The sequence below is a fragment of the Pediococcus siamensis genome, from assembly GCF_047220215.1.
Lineage (GTDB): Bacteria > Bacillota > Bacilli > Lactobacillales > Lactobacillaceae > Pediococcus > Pediococcus siamensis.
Genome location: NZ_CP178375.1, coordinates 2,011,388 through 2,031,041, shown reverse-complemented (window position 1 = coordinate 2,031,041; position 19,654 = coordinate 2,011,388). Strand labels below are relative to the sequence as shown.

At 39.2% G+C, this 19,654-nt stretch carries 17 protein-coding genes; 10 read left to right on the top strand and 7 right to left on the bottom strand.

Going from position 1 to position 19,654, the window contains the following annotated elements; translation table 11 throughout:
* From ACLJJ6_RS09750 to ACLJJ6_RS09740, 3 genes are all read right to left on the bottom strand, one after another.
* The gene (locus ACLJJ6_RS09750) at positions 1–690 is read right to left on the bottom strand and encodes a hypothetical protein (RefSeq protein ID WP_412989257.1); all 690 of its coding nucleotides are present in this window, start codon (positions 688–690) and stop codon (positions 1–3) included.
* Positions 677–1,465, bottom strand: a complete 789-nt coding sequence (locus ACLJJ6_RS09745) for a hypothetical protein (RefSeq protein WP_412989256.1) — start codon at positions 1,463–1,465, stop codon at positions 677–679. The genes ACLJJ6_RS09750 and ACLJJ6_RS09745 overlap by 14 nt, the downstream gene beginning before the upstream one ends.
* A 92-nt stretch (positions 1,466–1,557) precedes the next feature.
* Positions 1,558–1,962: a hypothetical protein gene (locus tag ACLJJ6_RS09740; protein WP_412989255.1), complete on the bottom strand. Its 405-nt coding sequence runs from the start codon at positions 1,960–1,962 to the stop codon at positions 1,558–1,560.
* A gap of 374 nt (positions 1,963–2,336) precedes the next feature.
* Here ACLJJ6_RS09740 and ACLJJ6_RS09735 point away from each other — a divergent pair, with 374 nt between their 5' ends.
* Positions 2,337–3,638: a D-serine ammonia-lyase gene (locus tag ACLJJ6_RS09735; RefSeq protein ID WP_412989254.1), complete on the top strand. Its 1,302-nt coding sequence runs from the start codon at positions 2,337–2,339 to the stop codon at positions 3,636–3,638.
* A gap of 295 nt (positions 3,639–3,933) precedes the next feature.
* On the opposite strand, the gene ACLJJ6_RS09730 is transcribed toward ACLJJ6_RS09735, so the two are convergent.
* The gene (locus ACLJJ6_RS09730; RefSeq protein WP_412988180.1) at positions 3,934–5,175 is read right to left on the bottom strand and encodes an ISL3 family transposase; all 1,242 of its coding nucleotides are present in this window, start codon (positions 5,173–5,175) and stop codon (positions 3,934–3,936) included.
* A gap of 1,134 nt (positions 5,176–6,309) precedes the next feature.
* Between ACLJJ6_RS09730 and ACLJJ6_RS09725 the strand changes: the two genes are divergently transcribed.
* On the top strand, positions 6,310–6,642 hold the full coding sequence (locus ACLJJ6_RS09725; protein ID WP_412989253.1) for a DUF5626 family protein: 333 nt from the start codon (positions 6,310–6,312) through the stop codon (positions 6,640–6,642).
* On the opposite strand, the gene ACLJJ6_RS09720 is transcribed toward ACLJJ6_RS09725, so the two are convergent.
* Entirely contained in the window at positions 6,635–7,156 is a 522-nt protein-coding gene (locus ACLJJ6_RS09720) for a helix-turn-helix domain-containing protein (protein ID WP_412989252.1), read from the bottom strand. The genes ACLJJ6_RS09725 and ACLJJ6_RS09720 overlap by 8 nt on opposite strands.
* Positions 7,157–7,323: 167 nt before the next feature.
* On the opposite strand from ACLJJ6_RS09720, the gene ACLJJ6_RS09715 reads away from it, so the two are divergent.
* The 8 genes from ACLJJ6_RS09715 to ACLJJ6_RS09680 all read left to right on the top strand — a co-directional run bounded on the left by ACLJJ6_RS09715 (position 7,324) and on the right by ACLJJ6_RS09680 (position 17,006).
* Positions 7,324–8,133, top strand: coding sequence for a hypothetical protein (locus tag ACLJJ6_RS09715; RefSeq protein ID WP_412989251.1), 810 nt, complete (start codon positions 7,324–7,326; stop codon positions 8,131–8,133).
* Between the two features lie 928 nt (positions 8,134–9,061).
* Positions 9,062–9,256, top strand: a complete 195-nt coding sequence (locus ACLJJ6_RS09710) for a hypothetical protein (RefSeq protein ID WP_412989250.1) — start codon at positions 9,062–9,064, stop codon at positions 9,254–9,256.
* A 97-nt stretch (positions 9,257–9,353) separates the two neighbouring features.
* Positions 9,354–9,503: a hypothetical protein gene (locus ACLJJ6_RS09705; RefSeq protein ID WP_412989249.1), complete on the top strand. Its 150-nt coding sequence runs from the start codon at positions 9,354–9,356 to the stop codon at positions 9,501–9,503.
* Positions 9,504–9,628: 125 nt separating this feature from the next.
* A complete protein-coding gene (locus ACLJJ6_RS09700; RefSeq protein ID WP_412989248.1) occupies positions 9,629–12,154 on the top strand; it encodes an excinuclease ABC subunit UvrA in 2,526 nt (841 codons plus the stop codon).
* Positions 12,155–12,291: 137 nt separating this feature from the next.
* Positions 12,292–13,443 (top strand): hypothetical protein, encoded by a 1,152-nt coding sequence (locus ACLJJ6_RS09695; protein ID WP_412989247.1) that lies wholly within the window; start codon positions 12,292–12,294, stop codon positions 13,441–13,443.
* 250 nt (positions 13,444–13,693) lie between these two features.
* Complete coding sequence (locus ACLJJ6_RS09690; protein ID WP_412989246.1) at positions 13,694–14,605, top strand: DMT family transporter; 912 nt, start codon at positions 13,694–13,696, stop codon at positions 14,603–14,605.
* Positions 14,606–14,738: 133 nt separating this feature from the next.
* Positions 14,739–15,392, top strand: coding sequence for a hypothetical protein (locus ACLJJ6_RS09685; protein WP_412989245.1), 654 nt, complete (start codon positions 14,739–14,741; stop codon positions 15,390–15,392).
* A 42-nt stretch (positions 15,393–15,434) separates the two neighbouring features.
* Entirely contained in the window at positions 15,435–17,006 is a 1,572-nt protein-coding gene (locus ACLJJ6_RS09680; RefSeq protein ID WP_412989244.1) for a MucBP domain-containing protein, read from the top strand.
* 244 nt (positions 17,007–17,250) lie between these two features.
* Here the strand turns inward: ACLJJ6_RS09680 and treC are convergent, their stop codons facing one another.
* Both treC and treR read right to left on the bottom strand, forming a co-directional pair.
* Positions 17,251–18,903: an alpha,alpha-phosphotrehalase gene (gene treC, locus ACLJJ6_RS09675; protein ID WP_412989243.1), complete on the bottom strand. Its 1,653-nt coding sequence runs from the start codon at positions 18,901–18,903 to the stop codon at positions 17,251–17,253.
* Positions 18,904–18,917: 14 nt separating this feature from the next.
* Positions 18,918–19,634, bottom strand: coding sequence for a trehalose operon repressor (gene treR, locus ACLJJ6_RS09670; protein ID WP_412989242.1), 717 nt, complete (start codon positions 19,632–19,634; stop codon positions 18,918–18,920).
* Between the last annotated feature and the right edge of the window lie 20 nt (positions 19,635–19,654).

Here is a 19,654-nt window from a genome sequence, read left to right as displayed (position 1 = left end):
TCATAGATACTCACGTTTTCTAGCCACTACTTGGTAAAATTCCATCGCAGCCAATATAATTCCCCAAATAATCAATGACCTAGAAAATAAAACAAATATTGATTGTTTTGCAAGAACTTCGTTGATTAACGTGATTTCGTTAATTAGACCAGCAGACCCCATTCTCAAAGATCCAGCAAGCAGGACAATTCCGACCAAGCAACTGGACATCACAAAGTGTATAAATGGAAAACAAATTATTACAATTAAATTAATTGCTTGGCATAACAACAAGCCCTGAAAGGTTAGCCAAAGACTTCCAAGTGTACTTACCAAATTAATATCATTTATGCCCCTTGTCATCCAAATAAAAACCAAAAGACTAAGCATCGCAATTACTGCATTTAATGCACTAATAAATACCATCATAGCTTCTTCCATCATTGACCAATTTGATTTATGCTTTAATCGAACTAATAAAAATGGTTCTATTTTAATACGTAACGAGGCGATCAAAAAGATATTAACTGTATTAATAATAAAAAAGAACAAGTTAGGCATTAAATTTTGATACATAAGCAAATTGCCAGTCATATAATCATTAATACCGGAGACATAATAAAAAGCAAGAACTCCAATCACCAATAAAATTAAACCAATAATTAGCTTGCGAAGATTCAAATACCACCATTTTGGGTTAATCCAATCCATCTTGTCGCTCCTTATAAAAAGTTGCTACGAAGACGATTACCATGCCAACCACAAACCAAAACAATAAGTAATATTGGCCGTTTTTATAATCATTACTAAATGTCGGTGGTAAAATATACGGAATACTTATTGGATCCCAACCCGAAAAATTAGCAACAAAGAAAGTTACCATTGTAAATATAAAAGGCACGGCCATTTCTATAGTCTTTTTCTTAATGTAAAATGAAGACACAATTCCAATTAAACTAAACAAACCACTAAACGCAAAGGTAATCAGAATCGAAAAAAGCCAATAAGACATTGGTGACTGCATAAACCAATGATATCCCCATCCAGCCTTATCAATTAACATCAAGTCTTGACTAACTGGTAGTTTGGCCGTTGAATATCTAGTAAAAAAATAACTACCTTCTAACAGCAATGGTAAAGCGCCAACAAGCCCCCCTGTAACAAATCCAGTAGTCAAAGTCGTATGCATATATTGACGAGAAGTTGTTCTCATCAAAACAAAGTTCAAAACTTTTCCATGCTTATCCTCACTGTATATGCTGGACGCAGCTAAACTACTCATAATCGGTAACACCATATAATAAAGGTTACTTCCAATCCCCGTACCATCAAACCCAGTTAAATGTAAATAGGCGTTATTGATAAAATTTGCGTTATCTGGATAAATAGTAACGGCTTGCAAAATGATCATTGCAAATCCTATTGCCAAAGCAACATAAAGTTCCCAGCGTTTTAATAATCGGATTAATTCAACTCTTTTTAACATTTTATCTCCTCTAATGAATAAGTGAAAGCGACCATAAATTAATCACACATTTTATGACTGCTTTCACTTATTTAAACTATTCGTAAATTTTTTTAAATAGAGTCTGGGCTCCATACACCTTTAGCATGAACGCGAACAGGTTTGGTTGTTCTTTCTTCTATTGCCAATTTAATGTTAACTCTGCCATATTCTTCATACGCGCGATTATACATTTTTACACTCTGCCCCTGTTTTAAAGGATATTTAGGATTAGAAATTTTCGCACCATTTGCTTTTAGTGCCCAAACATTTGCTTTTCCAACTCCGATTTGATTTAATTTTGCATAAGATCTACTTTTATCTGTTTTTAGTCGTGAAGTAGTATAAACATTTCTGTTGAATGATGGTAAAGTAACATTCCATTTTGAGTCCGAATGATTATTTGCTAAAGCAGTTCCTGCTAGTCCAGATCCCATTAATACTGCTGTGGTACACATCGATACTACGAATTTTTTCATTATTACTCCCCCCTGATATTATTTATCTTTCTTGTCAACCCAACAACATTATTTAACCCCCAAAAAAATAATTATATTACTAGCCAGCATCCTAATCTTATCAGAATCAATAATAAATAAAAGAACCGTTTAGTTTACATAATAAAATTGAGCAATTTGTTAGTTGTATTGTTAGTTTTGGTTCAAATCTTGGTACGACTGATACTTAGACTATAAAGCTGAGAATTAATTATATGACCAATTCTGTTTGCAAATTTTACAAAGCACGGTTGATAACTTAAATTTGTGTTGAATTACCTTAGACCACTTAAAAAAAGAAGTCATTGTTGTTATACTGGATAACGTACAAAAACAAGAATAGGGAGATCTAGAGAATGAATGTCGATGCTTTGATCGAAAAGTACCCAGAAGTAAAAACAATGCAGGAGTTAAAGCCTTTTTTCTGGCGTAACCCTGATTATGGTAAGAAAGCTGATCTTTCAATTGGAATTGCAGATGTTTTTGATGCCGAAGCACGCTTTCATCGGTTTGCACCATACTTTGAAGTAGCTTTTCCAGAGACGGTAGCTACTCATGGCATCCTTGAGTCACCATTAATAGACCTTCCAGATATGAAGGCCCGTCTAAATAAAAGTTTTGCAAACAAAATTGAAGGTGGCTTGTACCTCAAAGCTGATAACTACTTACCAATTTCCGGTTCGATTAAGTCTCGTGGTGGGATTTATGAAGTCTTGAAATTTGCTGAAAAAGTGGCCGTTCAAGAAGGTGGCTTAATCTATGAGGACAATTACGCCGTGTTAGCCAGCAAGAAGTATCACGATCTTTTTGCCAAATATGGAATCGCGGTGGGCTCAACTGGTAATTTAGGCCTTTCAATTGGTATTGTGGCACAAAAATTAGGGTTTCGGACTTCAGTTCACATGTCAGCTGATGCTTCACAATGGAAGAAAGAGAAATTGCGTTCCTTTGGCGTGAATGTAGTAGAGTACAACGATAATTTCACGCACGCGATTACCGAAGCACGCAAGTCAGCTGCGGCCGATTCAATGACTTACTTCATTGATGATGAAGGTTCATATGATTTATTTCTTGGTTATTCGGTTGCTGCATTGCGACTACAGGCCCAATTAAAATCACAAGGAATTAAAGTTGATAAGGATCATCCTTTGTTTGTTTACTTACCAGCTGGTGTTGGTGGTAGTCCAAGCGGCGTTACTTTTGGCTTGAAGAAGGTCTTGGGCAAACACGTCCATGCAATTTTTGCAGAACCCACACATATTCCTTCTGTTACCTTGGGGATGGTTACTGGTCTGAATGATAAAATTTCTGTTTATGATATTGGCATTGATGGGACTACCAAAGCTGATGGTTTGGCTGTTGGTCGTGCATCAAGAATTGCCGGAAAGAATATGCGGACGTTATTGTTAGGAACGGCAACCTTTAAAGACGAAGATATGATGAAAGATGTTGTTCGTTTGTATGAAACCGAGAAGATTGGCTTGGAACCTTCGGCAGCTGCTGGATTTACAATTATGGATCGATCGCTAGAAAATCTATTGGCTGATTTCCCAATGGAAAATGCGAATCATATTGTTTGGGCAACCGGTGGTAGTATGGTACCAAAGGAAGATATGGAGCGTTATCTTGAAATTGGTCGCGAAGAATTAGCTAAATAATGAATGGCAACGGTGACTACTAATTCGACTAGCTTCTTAGTTTATCTAATTAACGATCAAATAAGAATATTAAACTCGAGTTCAAAATCATCACGAAAATTAAAAATTCACGCTAGCTGCTCTTAAAATTGTTATACCCGGGCATTTATGTTTATTTTCAAATTTATATATATTTTAAAGCACAAAAGGACTCCTGATGCATTTAATCGTCAGGGGTCTTTTGGGGTCTCTGTCAAATTGTATTGGTGGAGATTTTTGAAAAGCATGTTCACTTCGGTGAATGTGCTTTTTTTGTTTACGCATAAATTAAACTGATACGAATGAAAAAGTTATGAATATTTTGAAAACCAAAACAGCTACGCTTTAACACCTTAATTTTACGATTTAGTCCTTCAATAGGACCGTTGGAATACGGATAACGACAACTATTGAGAACAGCAGGACCATTCTTTATTAAAGTTGAGATAGTAATATCCATTTGGTTGCCAGCCGCCTTGTAGTTGGCAATCAAGGTTTTAAATCCAACCGCATCTTTTTGTTGAATGGCTGTTAGAATTCCTTGATAGGTTTGATACACAGTTTTAAATTCTGGAAATTCATCTAAGGCTAGGTCAATGGCGTTCTGTTGGGTCATGTATTCGTTGATACCGTGTAAATAGATAAGTTTAGTATCATTGACCTTTTCTTCTGCCAAATGGAACAAACGCCATTGAGATTTTAGAATGCGATAAACTCGGGAATGCTTATCTTGAAAAGTATGGATCACACGTGTACGTTCGTTATCCAGTGCCCGACCGGCAAGTTGAATAATGTGGAAACGGTCAATGATGGTTATTGCCTTAGGAAATAACCGATGAATAAAGCCAGCATACTCAGCATTCATATCAACGGTGATTGTTTGAACTTTCATACGTTCTTGAACTGAATAGCGAGCTTCAAAGTAATCAATGATATCCTTACTAAGGCGATCCTTAAGAATCACAATGCGGCGATGACTAACGGCATCGCAACAGTTAAAGGACATTAGATGATTACAGGAACGGAATTCATCAAAACAAAGATTTTGGGGGAGTGTTTTAACACGATAAGCTAAGTGAATATTCGCATTTAAAATGCGTTGAACACTACTTGGTGAAATCCCACAAATCTTAGCGATTTCTTTACTGGTCAGCATATCCCGAGCCAGAACAATTACTTGATGTTTCACATTATGCGTAAAAGTTTCATTACGTTTAACGAGGTTAGTTTGAGCACCACAGGTTTTTAAACACCGTTTACATTGATATCTTTGTCGTTTTAGCTGCATCTCATAACGTCCACCTGATAAGGTTCCCAATCTTAGATGGCCAATGTGAGTTCCATTTTTGATTAGAGATTTATGGCCACAATGAGGACATTTTAAAAGTTGATAGGAAAGGATAGCGTGAACGACATGAACGTGTTGCCCATTGGGATAATGTTCCTTAGTAATCTCAGTTACAGTTAAATTAGGGTCTGTTATTTCGAATAGGCTTAGGATAGAATTAGTTAGGGACATTTGTTTTTCCTCTTTTCGATTTTATTAGGCGATTAAATCGTAACACAAAGAGGGCAAATGTCCTTTTTTTTTTCAAAATAAAAACTGGTATCAGTTATTCACCAATACCAGAAAGTGTAGACCCGTCTTTTGCTTTACTTATTACTCATTTTTTTACTACGTGTATCAATGTAGTTTACAAGTAAACACCACAAAATGAAAAGTATAAATGGTACAACAGTACTGCTATGAAAAACAAAAATTTCTAAAAGTACTAATACTATTGCTGTAACCAATATAATCGTCCATTCCTTTAGGGCACTTTTAGAAATCTTTTTAAAATAATCTAGCAAATATTATCTCCGCCCATAACAATCTTGTTGTCAATAGTTTTGCGTATACGGCAACATTTGAATATAATGTTTTCCCTAAAGCTCAAATAATTAATGTTTATCTTGATTGATTCTGGCTTTTACATATGAACGTAGAAGCGCTGCAATTAGAGAGACTGGTAAAAAGAAAACTAATAATTTACCCAAATTCATTTTAAAAACAAATAAGAGTGTTAAACCATATAACAAATATAAAATTTGACGCTCTCAATATTTCCTCCAGATGTTAAATAATGTTGTTAGCTAACACCGTAAACTATGAAGGAATTAAGTATATGTAGGAAGAACACAACAGTTTACATGCTGTAACTAGTTGTTTACAACTACTGCTTTTATTTGAATATAGGTATTTATCTTTTTCGAGTGCGCTATGTACTAAAATTAATTTTATATCGTTGCATCAAACATTGTACAACCGCTGTATATTGGTTTAATAACTATAATCGCAGAAAATAAATGGCAATAAATGTAATAATTATAGTTTTTTGCCTGACCGATGAAAAACCATTTTTATACACACAAAAGTCAAGGCACAAAACAAAAAATCTCCAAGGTTGCGTGTACCAAATTGACCATGGAGATTTTTCAAGATCTGTTTGTAGAAAGAGTGTGTTAAATTGAACTTCAATATATAGAAAACATGCAAGTGTTTAATTATATGTTGCTCTTTTTTGCATGTAAACTATTAGGTTACAGTACGCAACCACTGGCTTCTTATCTACATATATCAACCCCTTTAACCTCGAGACAGGAGGTTAAAGGTATGAAAAAAATTTATTTAGGTATTTTTATTGGATTGGTAATTTTACTGTTGATTCCGAGCCGCAGCGTGAATGCAAAGTCTTTCACGATAGTGCACAGCAATTTTGCATCTTGGAGTGCGAGCTATAAAATTAATGTTGCAAAGGGGAAAATCAAGAGTGCATCAAATGTCCGAGTTAGTGCTCGAATCGGTAAAATCACATCAAAAAAGTTAAAAGTTAACTCTACAAAAAGGGCTACCCTGTATATTACACGTAAAGTTGCTAACGTTTATTATCATGCTGAGCTGCAGGTAAATTTAGTTAAAGGAAAGCCACGCATTAGAGTCATTTAGTTGGGTAAACCGTATTAGTGCCCAGGTTTAGAAAAAGATCTGAAAAAATGACAAAAGAATTGGTGAGACTGACGAGGATTGCAATAATGCTAACGAGCATAATGGTTTTGTATAAACTATTGTATTTGTTGTTTCGCCACAAGACATACATGGGAACAAAAATACCCACAGGTGGAATCATGGTACTTATCAGTGAAACGATTAACAAAATAAGCCCTTCGTCAGTATTTTGATAAAGTTTAGTATTAACGGTACTAAGCTTTTTTCGTTGCTCATCAATTTGGGCATCGGTCAGGTTCAACTTTTCTTTAAGTTCCTTCTTTTCCCTAATGAGGTCGTCTAATGAAACTTTGTAAACATTCCTTAAATCAATTAGATTATCTAAGTCTGGATAAGCACGTTCATTTTCCCATTTTGAAATGGATTGCCTGGAAATATGTAAAATAGTGGCCACTTCGTTTTGTGAATAGCCGCTATTTTCTCTGGCTTGTTTTAATTGTAGTGCAATTGACATTGTAATCCCCCCCAATTTCTTTCTAATACTACTGAATTTATACCAAAAACACCCCAATGTAAACCATTAGTGACAGTGTGTAAACTGTTGCGTTCTTCTCAAACACCCGTATTTTTATCGTAATTCTAGGTGTTAGCTAACAAAAACAAAAAGAGGAGAAAATGAACATGAACAAAAGTAATGGTAGTATTTGGGTAAGGACTAATATCTGTTTTTTGTTGGGTGTACTAACTTTAAGCATGTTTTCAGCATTTGGTAATTCTTTAAATGAAATAAAAGCTCATGCTGATGAAACTCAAGAAAATAAAAAGATTGTTCTTCCGACAGAACAAATCAATGGAAAAATGAAGGACGTTGAGATACCGAAATCAAAATTCGATAGTCATAAAGTTAAAGTGGATAAAAGGATTTTTAAGAATCATCCAACTAAAATAAAAAGAAATAAAAATTCAACTACTTATTATGTTAGCAATCAGGCTCTTGAACAAATTATGAAAGACAATTCTCAAAATATGAACAAGCAAGCTTATACCATAATTCAAAATGCTTTATCACCTAGAACAAGTACAAATGATGCTGTGAATGTAACTAATACAGTATTTATGAAGAATAGTGTATCTATATCCAGCGATGCTTTTATGCCGAGTTCAAATATTGCGCCTCAATTGTTAAAAAGCAAAAAAAGTTTGATTAAATTTGGTAAAGGTAAAACAAAAGTTGTAAAAAAGAACGGATATATTTATATATATTTTAATAGTACACTTTCTAAGGCACTAGTAACGGCTAAAAATCTGGGAATTTTTCCGTTAGGACTTAGTGGCAGGAACTCTTTGGGGAATAACGGGAGTTACTGGAGGTGCCGGTCTTGCGACCACTGGCTCTGTGGCTTCTGCAATGGGTGGTGTGGTTGCATATGCAGTTGCACACAGCAAAACACCACATGGATGGGTTTTGTCGTACAAAAAAAACCATTTTAATAAAACAAAAAAGTTAAAGGCACAAAAATAAAAATGAATAACCTCCAAGATTGTGTGTACCGAAACCACCCTGGAGGTTTTATTAAGTTTGAATTTAATTTTGAACTTCAGCTTAAAACTGGCATGTAACAACTGTATAATCATGAGTCACGAATAATTATTTTGAGGACAGGAATAGTTGAACTCAGGTGACCGGATTAAGTTTGTAATAAATTGTGGATCAAAATGAGCTTAAAAGTTTATTTCTGCAATTTTTGATATATATATATAGCAACTAGTAAAAAAAGAAGAATTGACACAGGCGTAAGTATAAAAATCCAAACAACTGGAATCTGCATACAGTGTAGTAATTTTGGCAAAGCCAAGCCAACGGCGATAACGATAAATGAATAAATAAATTGTATTCTATTGCCTTTTTTAATCATAAAACTCCCCCTCGTGGGTACTCTTGGACGAAGTATATCATAAATACCAGATGTTCGGATGGTTTAAATCTGTGATCTATTAATCTAATCAATCTAATTAATTATAAATTTCAGGAAGAAATGGAAATGAGAGCTAAATTAGCAATGTTTTTTGAGAATATCAACGACAGCCATGATATTTGTTGTCCCAAGTTTACTTGTGACATTAGTGCTTCTTGATAGAGGAGGCCATTATTCTGATTATCAGATTACGTTATGGGGGAGCAGCTTGGTTATTTACAGGAGCATTAATTTTAAATGAAGTAGCTTATTTTCTTAGATGGTTGGATAAAAAGAAGTATGCTAAAATTAGCATATTTTGATAGTACACCTTCTAAAGCACTAGTAGCGGCTAACAATCTGGAAATTCTTACGTTGGGACTTGCTATAACAGCTATAGTTTCTGAGAGTATGAGTACTTAAACAAACTGAGTTAGGAGATAACTTTAAGGATGGTCATATCAATGAGTGAAGGAAAATTAAATTTCAAGATATTAAAATATATTCTCTATTTTGCGGTGTTTTGCCTTGCAGTAGGGCCTTGGTTAACGAGTTTAAGACAAGAATTTGGAATCGGTGTTGCGGGAACCGGTATTATAGGAATCGGGACATACTTTGAGTTCTTACCGAGATTTCAAGGCAACTTTTTAAAAGACTAGTAGGCGTTTTACTAACTTTTTCAGTTGCGGTAGTAGAAATTATTTATACGTTTTTAATATTAACTTTGTTCAGAACTTGATTTGGAGGGGGATTTAGATGGGATTCTGGGTTTTGCTTGCGTCATTTATTGTCATGCTCGTTGGGGCATACTATGCGTTTAAAAAATGGCAGGCCAACAAGTTATTGGCAGGAGTAGCTGCAATTGTAGCTGTAGCAGCGTTAATTGCAGTGATTTACTTAGTATAAGAACGGTTGTTTTCCCGGCGCGTTCTGAAGTTCAATCTGAACTTCAGAACGTGCTTTTGTTATGATCAATAATTTTGGCGCGTTATACTGAAAGAAAAATGAACAGAAAGAAGAGGCGTTTTTAAATGGCAATTCAACATAAAGAAACCATCCCTGATAACATCGAGGTGATGGGGGCACATGTTAACAATTTAAAGAATCTCAATGTGACGATTCCCTTAAACGCGTTTGTGGCGATTACAGGAAAGTCTGGATCAGGGAAGTCGTCGTTGGCAATGGGTGTGCTTTATGCTGAAGGGGCGCGCCGATACTTGAATTCTTTATCAACGTACACGCGCCGTCGCATTAGCCAAGTTGGGAAGGCTAACGTGGATGAAGTAAAGTATCTACCCTCCGCTTTGGCACTGCGCCAACGACCCACGGTGCCTGGTATCCGCTCTACAGTGGGTACGATGACAGAAAGCTTAAATGTGTTACGACTGATGTTTTCTCGGCTAGGTTCACATGTCTGTCCTAATGGGCATCGCGTTCCACCGACATTGGAAGTAGCCGAAAATATGGGTTACGTGGTTTGCCCAACTTGTGGGGTGAAATTTATGGCTCCTGGTGCAGAAAGCTTTGCCTTTAATTCCGAAGGTGCTTGTCCCACCTGTAATGGGATTGGTAAAGTTCGACAAATTGTAAAGGAACGACTTATTCCTGATCAAACCAAAACTTTACGGGAAGGTGCAGTTGCTTCATGGCGGTTGCCGGGTCGTAACTTCATGATTTATGTGGCGGAACAAATTGGTATTCCGATTGATACGCCCTTTAATCAGATGAGTGCCAAAGATCAAGAACAAGTCTGGCATGGCGAGAACAAAAAATATGCAATTAATATTCCGTCCAAAACGGGTAAAATTTTCCATATGGATAACGCACAATTTGAAAATGCGTATGCTGCGGTTGAAGATAGTTTAGCCACGACCACTAATGAACGGGCAATTACGCGTTTGAACCGTTTTTATTCCTTTGATGTGTGCCCAACTTGTCACGGAAGCCGGTTTGACCCTAAGTTACTACAAACTAAGTTGGCCGATAAAGATATTGCCGCAGTCTCCCACCTGACGATTACAGAGCTCACCAAATTTATACCCAAAATTGTCCCATGGTTGCCAAAGCAAGTTCGTCAATTAGGTACGAGTTTGGTGGGCGAGTTACAAGATAGTCTCCAACCAGTTTTAGATCTGGGATTGGATTATCTGACATTGGACCGCGCCGGCGAGACATTATCAACGGGGGAACTGCAGCGGATTCAACTAGGTCGAACATTGCGGAGCCAAACCACTGGTGTTTTGTACGTTTTGGATGAGCCATCGGTTGGGTTGCATCCCGCAAATGTTAGTGGCTTGATCAAAATTTTGCGGCAACTGGTCGCCCAGGGCAACTCATTAGTTGTGGTTGATCACGATACAAGCATTATTTCAGCGGCTGATTATGTGATCGAAATTGGCCCGGGTGCTGGCAAAAAAGGGGGTACCGTGGTGGATCAAGGAACTGTGACGTCGATTAAAAAAAGTCCCCATTCTTTAATTGCGCCGTTTTTAACTGGTGAAGCCAAGTTGGTTGTGCGCCAGCCAGTGGTGAAATCTCAGCTATTTGATAAAGGGACATTGACCATCGGCATTAAAGACCGCTACAACTTGCATAATGTTACAGCCCATTTTCCAAAACAGCGTTTGAGTGTTGTTTCCGGGTATTCCGGCGCTGGTAAAACCACGCTGATACTTGATAGTTTAATTCCGGCCTTAAAGGCAGAGATTAAAAAACAGCCGTTACCATCTCATGTCAACCGGTTAGACCGGGCGCATATTCATCGGGTGGTTACGGTAGATTCAGTTCCTGTTGGGAAAAATGTTCGTTCGACGGTCGCTACGTACTCTGGCATTTTAGACACATTACGGACGTTATTTGCCACAACTCCGGCAGCACAACAAAGGAAGTGGACGGCCAGCCACTTTTCTTACAATGTTGCGGCAGGTGCGTGTCCCAATTGTAAAGGTACCGGAACGATTTCCTTAGATATCCAGTATTTGCCGGATATGGTGGAGACTTGTCCAGTTTGTCGGGGAAAACGGTATAACAAGGAAACGTTGGCTATAAAATGGCACGGCTATAGTATTGCTGATATTCTGGCTTTGGACGTTGAGCATGCCTTGCCGCTCTTCAAGGAGGTGCCAGCCATTCATGCGATTCTGGAAAAATTGGTTGAGATGGGGCTCGGCTACTTGGTGCTTGGCGAAAGTACGCCAATTCTTTCTGGAGGGGAAGCACAGCGATTAAAGTTGGTTTCACAAATGGGGCGCAAACAAACTGGGACCCTCTTTGTGTTTGATGAACCTTCCGTTGGTCTTCATCCTTTAGATATACAAACGCTGATTCAGGTGTTTGAGCGACTGATTGATCAGGGAGCCACAATCATTATTATTGAACATGATTTAGACGTGATTGCCAATGCTGACTATGTGTTAGACCTTGGTCCTAAGGGTGGTCAATTGGGTGGTAAGATCATGGCTGCAGGGACTGCACAAGAAGTTGCCAATACTGTTGGCAGCGAAACTGGCAAGTATTTAAAAGCGCATTTTGAACTGTTTCAACAAGGTACCCGTTAGGATTAAGTTGGGGTATTAATAATTTAATTCTTATGAAAGCTATAACTATACTGAAATTTTCAAACAAAACATGCTATGCTGGTTTTAAGATGTAGAAAAGGGTTTCATATCTAATATTGATACTGGAGGAATGACCTATGCGAATTAACAAAAATGATGTTTATGAGTTATTGAGTTCAGAAAACGGTCCATTTATCACCATGGTTGTGACTAATCCGGCTGACTTAAAAGAAATTCAGCATACTAAAATTACTTTTAAAAATTTAGTGCGTGAAGCTAAAGAAAAGCCCACCAAACTTTTTCCAGAGATTGATCAGGATTCTTATTTGAGCCGCTGGGGAATTTATGGCGATGATAACAGTTTTTGGTTAAATGGTAAGGGTCATTCAGCAGTATTAATTGGAAATAAAGATCAAATTGAAACTTTCCAACTTTCAGATGAGTATCCAAATCAAGTATCGGTTTCGCGCCAACCGAACGTCTTACCAATCATTAAAGAATTACAAATGAAATTTGAGTACTTATTAGTAGCTTTAAACCAAACGTCATTCAAGCTTTATCGCGGTGACGGCTATGAACTTGAAGAAATTCACCTTGATGACGATGCGCCACGGACTTTAAAAGAAGCTTTGGGTGATAACGAATTGGTTGGCGGCGAGGTCACATTCCGAGCAGCCTCTAATCATGCTGGCGATGTGGCCGTGGCTTATCATGGCCATAATGAAAAGAGCCAGGAAGTCACAAATGACCAGATTAACTATTATCAAATGGTGGATCAGTATGTTACCAATAATTATGCACATCCGGAAGGTTTAATGACGATTGTGTATGCTTTGCCAGAGAACCAGGCACGCTTCCGGCAAGTATCGAAAAACAAGAATTTGTCCACACACCTGCGCATTGAAGAATCACCAAATGGTTCCGGCATCGATCAATTAGAAACAAAGATGCGCCCAGTAGCACACAAGTGGTTTGAACAAATTATGGCGGTGCAAAAGCAACGGTATGAAACGGCCAAAGATCGCAATAAAGCAACTAGCGACATGCGTGAGTTGGTTCGCTGTGCGGTTGCTGGACAAATTGATACATTGTTTGTACGAAACGATACAACCGTGATCGGCTTAATTGATGAAGAGGGCAAGTTGGAGACGGATAGTCCGGCAGCACAAGCGAATAACTTGATTAATGATGTTGTGGACAAAACCTTGCAAAATCGAGGTCGGGTTGTTTTACTTGATGCAGAAGAAATGCCTACTGAAAAGATTTCAGCAGCTATTCTAAGATATTAAAATCAATATAGTTAACTAAAATAACTGGTGACGATGGCGCTTATGCCGTGATTTACCAGTTATTTTATTTTAGCTTTAAAAATAACAAACAAAACAGCAGATGGTCTTAAGTCCAACTTGAAACGAGGGCTTCCTACCCAAATCATGAGGTCATTTATTTTACTAAGTGTAAACTTGCATTGTGTTTCATTTCTAATAGTCGGATAATCGAGTGGAGAAACTTTTTACGATAAGCGAGGAATTGAATGGAATGCGTAAATCAACACGCGGAATTTTATATGCTTCAATCGGCGCAATTTGTTGGGGAATATCCGGACCGATCGCCCAAGCCCTATTTGATAATTATAATCTTAAGTTGGCTTGGTTAATTGGATCGAAAATGCTAGTAAGTGGGCTGGCCCTGCTTATTTTTGGTCTGCTTCATCCCCAGCAGCGGGCAAGTTTATTTTCGATTTGGCATGATAAAAATGCCTTAATACAACTGCTGGTATTCACAGTTTTTGGAATGGCCGCCATGCAGGCAGTTTACTACAAAGCGGTGGCAGTAGGAAATGCTGCTACAGCAACCATTCTGCAATTTTTATCACCCGTTTTTATCGTGGTGTTCACGATTATCCGTTATAAAAAAGTTCCACGGCGAGGGGATGTTTGGGCAATTCTTGCAGCTTTAGTGGGGACATTCCTACTAATTACTGGAGGAAATCCCACAAAACTGATGATTTCGCCAGCAGCTTTCTTTTGGGGAATTGTGACAGGAGTAGCCGCTGCGGCTTACGTTTTACTACCTGAAAAGATCCTCGATCAGTATGGCTCTTTGAGTGTCTCCACTTGGTCCATGGTGGTTGGCGGCATCTTATCGTTATTTATACAGCCGATTTGGCGCGATGTGCCGCAATTTGATTTGGCTGGTTGGGCGGGGTATTTGTTCATTGTCATATTTGGCTCGATCATCGCTTATTGCATCTATCTTGCCAGCCTTGCATACATTTCGGCAACTGCGACCGGCCTGCTAGATGCCTTTGAACCCTTATCTGCCACAATTGTCTCTGTGGTATTTTTAAAGTTATCATTTGGCATTGTTGAAATCTTGGGCACAATCTTAATCTTAAGTACCGTGTTTATCCTTGCGGTCGCAAATCGGCGGCCACTTGAAAACGAATAAAGCTAAATCCACGCAAAATAATTTTACCAAAAGATTACATAAAGGATAAAAGTGATAAGGATTTGTTTGCTTTAAAACGAATTGGTGCTAAAATTTAGATAAATGAAACCGGTTTATATTGGGGGTGAGGCGAATGGCACAGCGCTTACCAAGAGGCGCAATATTTTTTAGCGTTTGGTTAGGTTTAACGATTTTGTGGGGGCTGCGGTCGATAAGTGCCTATCACGAAATTAGGATGCCGCTTCAATTTACAAGCATTGTGATTCTGAATTTTGCACCCATTATCGGGATTATGGTGCTGTTACTAATGACTTTGTTTCGCAGTCGAAAATTAAATTTAACAGCATTGATTTTCCTTATTTTAGCGACATTGACGTCACGTCCCCCAATTTATCTTTTGTCCGTCAGTTTGTTTGGCGTTCCGCTGGTTTTAATCTGTAATATTTATTTAAGTGTGATTATTTGTAATCACGATCAACCACTTCCGGTTGCCAAATGGGTTGCGGTCCTTATTGGGGTTGGTTTTTTACTTTGTTTGCGATCGCCACAATTGAGTGCCCGTTTTGCGATCACTGGTTACGCTGATCCGCTTACGGCGATGCAGACTAGGGTGACAGTAAATTCTGAAGCCAAACAACGGTTAAAACAAAACGGAACGATCTTAATCACGCCGAAAGATCCGGAAGTTACGCTTTCAGGCGTGGGAAAAATCAATCTAAAAGTTAAACGAATTGGGTTTTTATATTTTTCGCAGATCGGTAATTATACCTATGAGTGGGGTATGTAGTCCTCATTTACGGTTGATTTTGACAGAAAGCCGGTGTGTTTCATGAGTAAAGCAAAGTTTTATCAAATGGTCAGTGTCATTGGGCTGACTGTGATCGTGACTTTAGGAGGGCAGACGATTGCGGGACAAGCCGAAACGAGGTCACCAGTAAAGGAAGCCACCAGTACCCTAGTTACGCCACAAACGGCTAGTTCGCAGGCTTCGTCAGGCAGCATGCCAAGCAAACAGACACCAGAAACAGCGAAAAAGACAGCGACAGTTAAAGTCCATGTTCGCTACGTCAATCAGAACAATCAGAAAATTGCGCCCGATAAAGTCACTGCGGGTTCACTGGGAGCCGCCTATGATGTCACCGCTTGGCAAAAACGAATTCCTGGCTATCATATCGTCCGTAAGCAAAATATCGTCGGTAAATATAGCGCAGCAATGAAGCCAATTGTGTTTCATTATCTGGGGAATAAAGTGACACTGACGATCCGTGATGTGGACGACCAAGGCACTAATCTGGATCGCGTTCACGGCAAACGACGTGTGGTAACTGGTTATTATGGTAATCAGTATCGAATTAGCCCATTGAAACGCGTGGAGGAGACCTATGTTGGCCAGCAGACAATGCTGGTTGGAAAATTTCCCCGGCAAAATAAAATAATGACGCTCAAGTATACCCGGACAAGACACGATCAAGTTACCGGGTTTGATCGAGAGACAACGACTTCTGATATTATTTTGGGTAACCTTGCCGCGGTTACTCAGACCTATCCGAATGGGGATAAAGTGGCCGTGGTAGTGAACCAAGATGGTACCTATCAGGTGGGCAGCCTTAGCCACAAAGCGCGACTCGTAAGCTTTAAACAGGCCAAATTATTACGTGTAGGTCAGACAACGGTTGTTAAGACGGCCAAACAAAGCCATTTTCGGGTGACCATTTTACCGTCACGACGGGTATGGATTCAAAAGTTGGCCAGTGGGCGAAGTTATCAAACAGATGAGACCGTAACGAGTTCTAGTGGTCACATTACCAGCACCCAGACAACAGTTAAAGCTGGCATGCAGGCGACAGTTTCTAAAGAAAGTTCCAGTTCGCTGCCGACCCAGATTACGCAAAGCCTGATAAACGGTGACAGTTTAACAACGTATCCGGCTAGTCGGCGAACCTATCAAGTAACGTTACAAAATAAAGCACACCAAACGTTAAAGACGAAGCTACTTCAAAATACGGTTGGAAATGGTGCAATTTTTAAAGTTGGTCACAACCAGTACCTCATTTATCGAATTGGGGCACGGCATGCGATAACGACGACGTGGCTGACCGGAAAGCAGTATCGGGATCAGACGGTGACACAGCAAGGAGCCATTAAGCAAACTACGGGAAAAGTTATATTATCCACAGCGGCAAAAAAAGCTTTGCAGGCTGGCAATTTAACAGCTTTTGAGAAAACGCAAACGCCAAAAAAACAGGCGAAGGTAGCAGCCAAACCCATTGTGCATAAAGCAAAAACGGCAGCAAAGCGAACTTTACCCCCAACGAATGAGACGACCGCATCTGGCTTGTGGAGCAGCAGCGGTTGGCTACTTGGCCTGTTAGTTTTGATTATCAAACGGCTGGGTGGTTAAACGTTAAAAAATTTCCAGCTTACAGGGAACTTTCAGAAAGTTTTGACTGTTTAGATAGCACCCCCGAAAAGCGATGTCTGTGGTAGGCAAAATTAGGGTGTGTTTGGTTTGAGCCTTTCACTTGGAGCCAACTAATTTTAGTTTTATGTTTATCTAAAAAACCGTCGTACTAGTCTTTTTCGACTATTACGGCGGTTTTTGAAATGTTGCCCGAAAAGATTGGTTTGTGAATGCAGATAATTCACTAGTTCAATAAAAAGGCAATGGATTGATAGGGTTTTAAGCTGATTTCGCGGTTGAAAGCAATCGGATCGGCGTAATTAGAAATCAGCACTTTTCCGTGTTGCTGGGCTAAATCGTCAGGTAGTGTAACGCTTGTCGACTCACCATAAAAATTATTTAAAACAACCAAAGTTTGATTCTGGTAGTTTCGTAAGTACGCAAAAACGCGCGAATCAGATTCTAAAAGGGGTTTAAAATCTCCTCTAGAAATCAGCGGCATTGTTTTACGCAACCGGATCAGCTTTTGATAGTAATTAAAAATCTCCCCATGGGCTAGTTCATCAGCCACGTTTACTTCGGCTTGATTTGTTGGTTTCAGCCATGGCTTCTGGGTGGAAAAGCCGGCATACTGAGTATTATCCCACTGCATAGGCGTACGGCTGTTATCCCGCGACTTCGTTTTTACGATTGCAAATGCCTCTGCGGGTGTTTTGCCAGCAGCCAGTAATTCTTGATAGGCATTATGGCTTTCAATATCCACATAATCGGCCATGGTCGTGTAATCGGGATCGCTCATGCCAATTTCTTCACCCATGTAGATGTAAGGTGTGCCCCGCAGCAGGTGCATCGTGGTGGCCAGCATTTCAGCCGATTTTGCGCGAAAATGGACCGGGTCGCCAAAACGATTGATTGCACGTGGCTGGTCGTGGTTGTTCCAGAATAATGCGTTCCAGCCGCCGCCCTTGGTCATGCCCAGTTGCCAGTCAGTGAGGATTTTTTTGAGTTTCATGAAGTCGAAAGGAACTATTGTCCATTTTTCCCCGTTTGCGTAGTCGACCTTTAAATGGTGGAAAGTAAAGACCATGGTCAGTTCATGATTAGCAGGTAAAGTGTATTGGACACTATTTTTGATCGAAGTGGACGACATTTCGCCCACCGTAATTGCCTCTGGATCCTGACCAAAACTGGCGCGGTTCATTTCTTTAAGGTAATCCTGAACGACAGGCGTGTCTGTATACAGAGTTTTGCTTGCAATATTTGCTGGAGCATCAACTAAGGTGGTGTCTTTGCCGGTAACGTTGATAACGTCAAAACGGAACCCGTGAACCCCCTTTGTCCGCCAGAAATTAATTACTTTGTAGAGTTCGTGGCGAACTTCTGGATTGTGCCAGTCTAAATCAGCTTGGGTAGGATCATAAAGATGTAAATAATATTTACCGGTATTGCCAAATTTTGACCAGGCTGGTCCACCGAATTTGGATTCCCAATTTGTGGGCAGATCGCCATTAGGCTTGGGGTCGCGCAGATAGTAATACGCCTGGTACTTTTTATCTCCCGCTAACGCTTTTTGAAACCATGCGTGTTCGGTAGAAGTGTGATTCAACACCATGTCTAGCATAATTCCGATGTGAGCGTCTTTAAGCCTTTTTGCGAGTTCTTCGAAATCAGCCATAGTCCCAAACCGCGGATCGATTTGGTAATAATCGGCAATATCATAACCATTATCATTTTGTGGCGAAACAAAAAAAGGGTTGAACCAAATCATGTCAATGTGAAGCAACTTTAAATAAGGAATTTTAGCGATAATTCCGCGTAAATCACCAATTCCGTCACCATCACTATCATAGAAAGATTTGGGGTAAATTTGATAAATTACTTTATCTTGAAAAGTCATACGAATTACGCTCCTTAATTAATTTTTTGACGTTGTGCGAAGTCCACAAAATTGAATTTGTCGGAACGATGTACGGATTCAGTAAACTGAAATAACGTGGTGTCTTCCAAATAGGTCCGACTACGAATGACCACCACATCTTGATCAGCACTTAAAGCTAACAGTTTGGTTTCTTCAACTGTGGGGTGCTCAACGGTGATGGTTTTGGTGGCGTAACTAATGTTTAATCCCAATTTTCCTTCAAAGTAGGCATACAGCGAATCAGCTGCGACTTCTTCAGAAATATGAGGGACCACCGTTTTTAGAATATAATCGTGATCTAAAACAATTGGGTCGTTTTCGATAGTTCGCAGCCGCTCTACGTAAGTAGCTGCGAGCTCGTGCGTGGTTTGGTAATCAAATTTTTCTACCGGGACATGCCGATCTTCAATACATAAAACTTTTGTTTGTGAATGCATATTCAGAGATTTGTTGAGTTCTTTGTAAGATGTAATTCCTGAAACCGGAAAATTGAAACGTTGTAAGTTCAAAACAACCGAACCTTTTCCACGAATCTTTTGAATAAAACCGTTAGTTAAAAGTTCGGAGAGCGCTTTGCGAATGGTTTCTCGCGAAGTGCCGTAAAGTTCAGACAACTGGGTTTCGCTGGGCAAATAACTTCCCACGGGATAGATGTGGTGAATAATTTTGTCAGCTAAATCGTGATAGATAGCGCCATACTTGTTACGCATAATCGCTCGCCTCCTAAAGC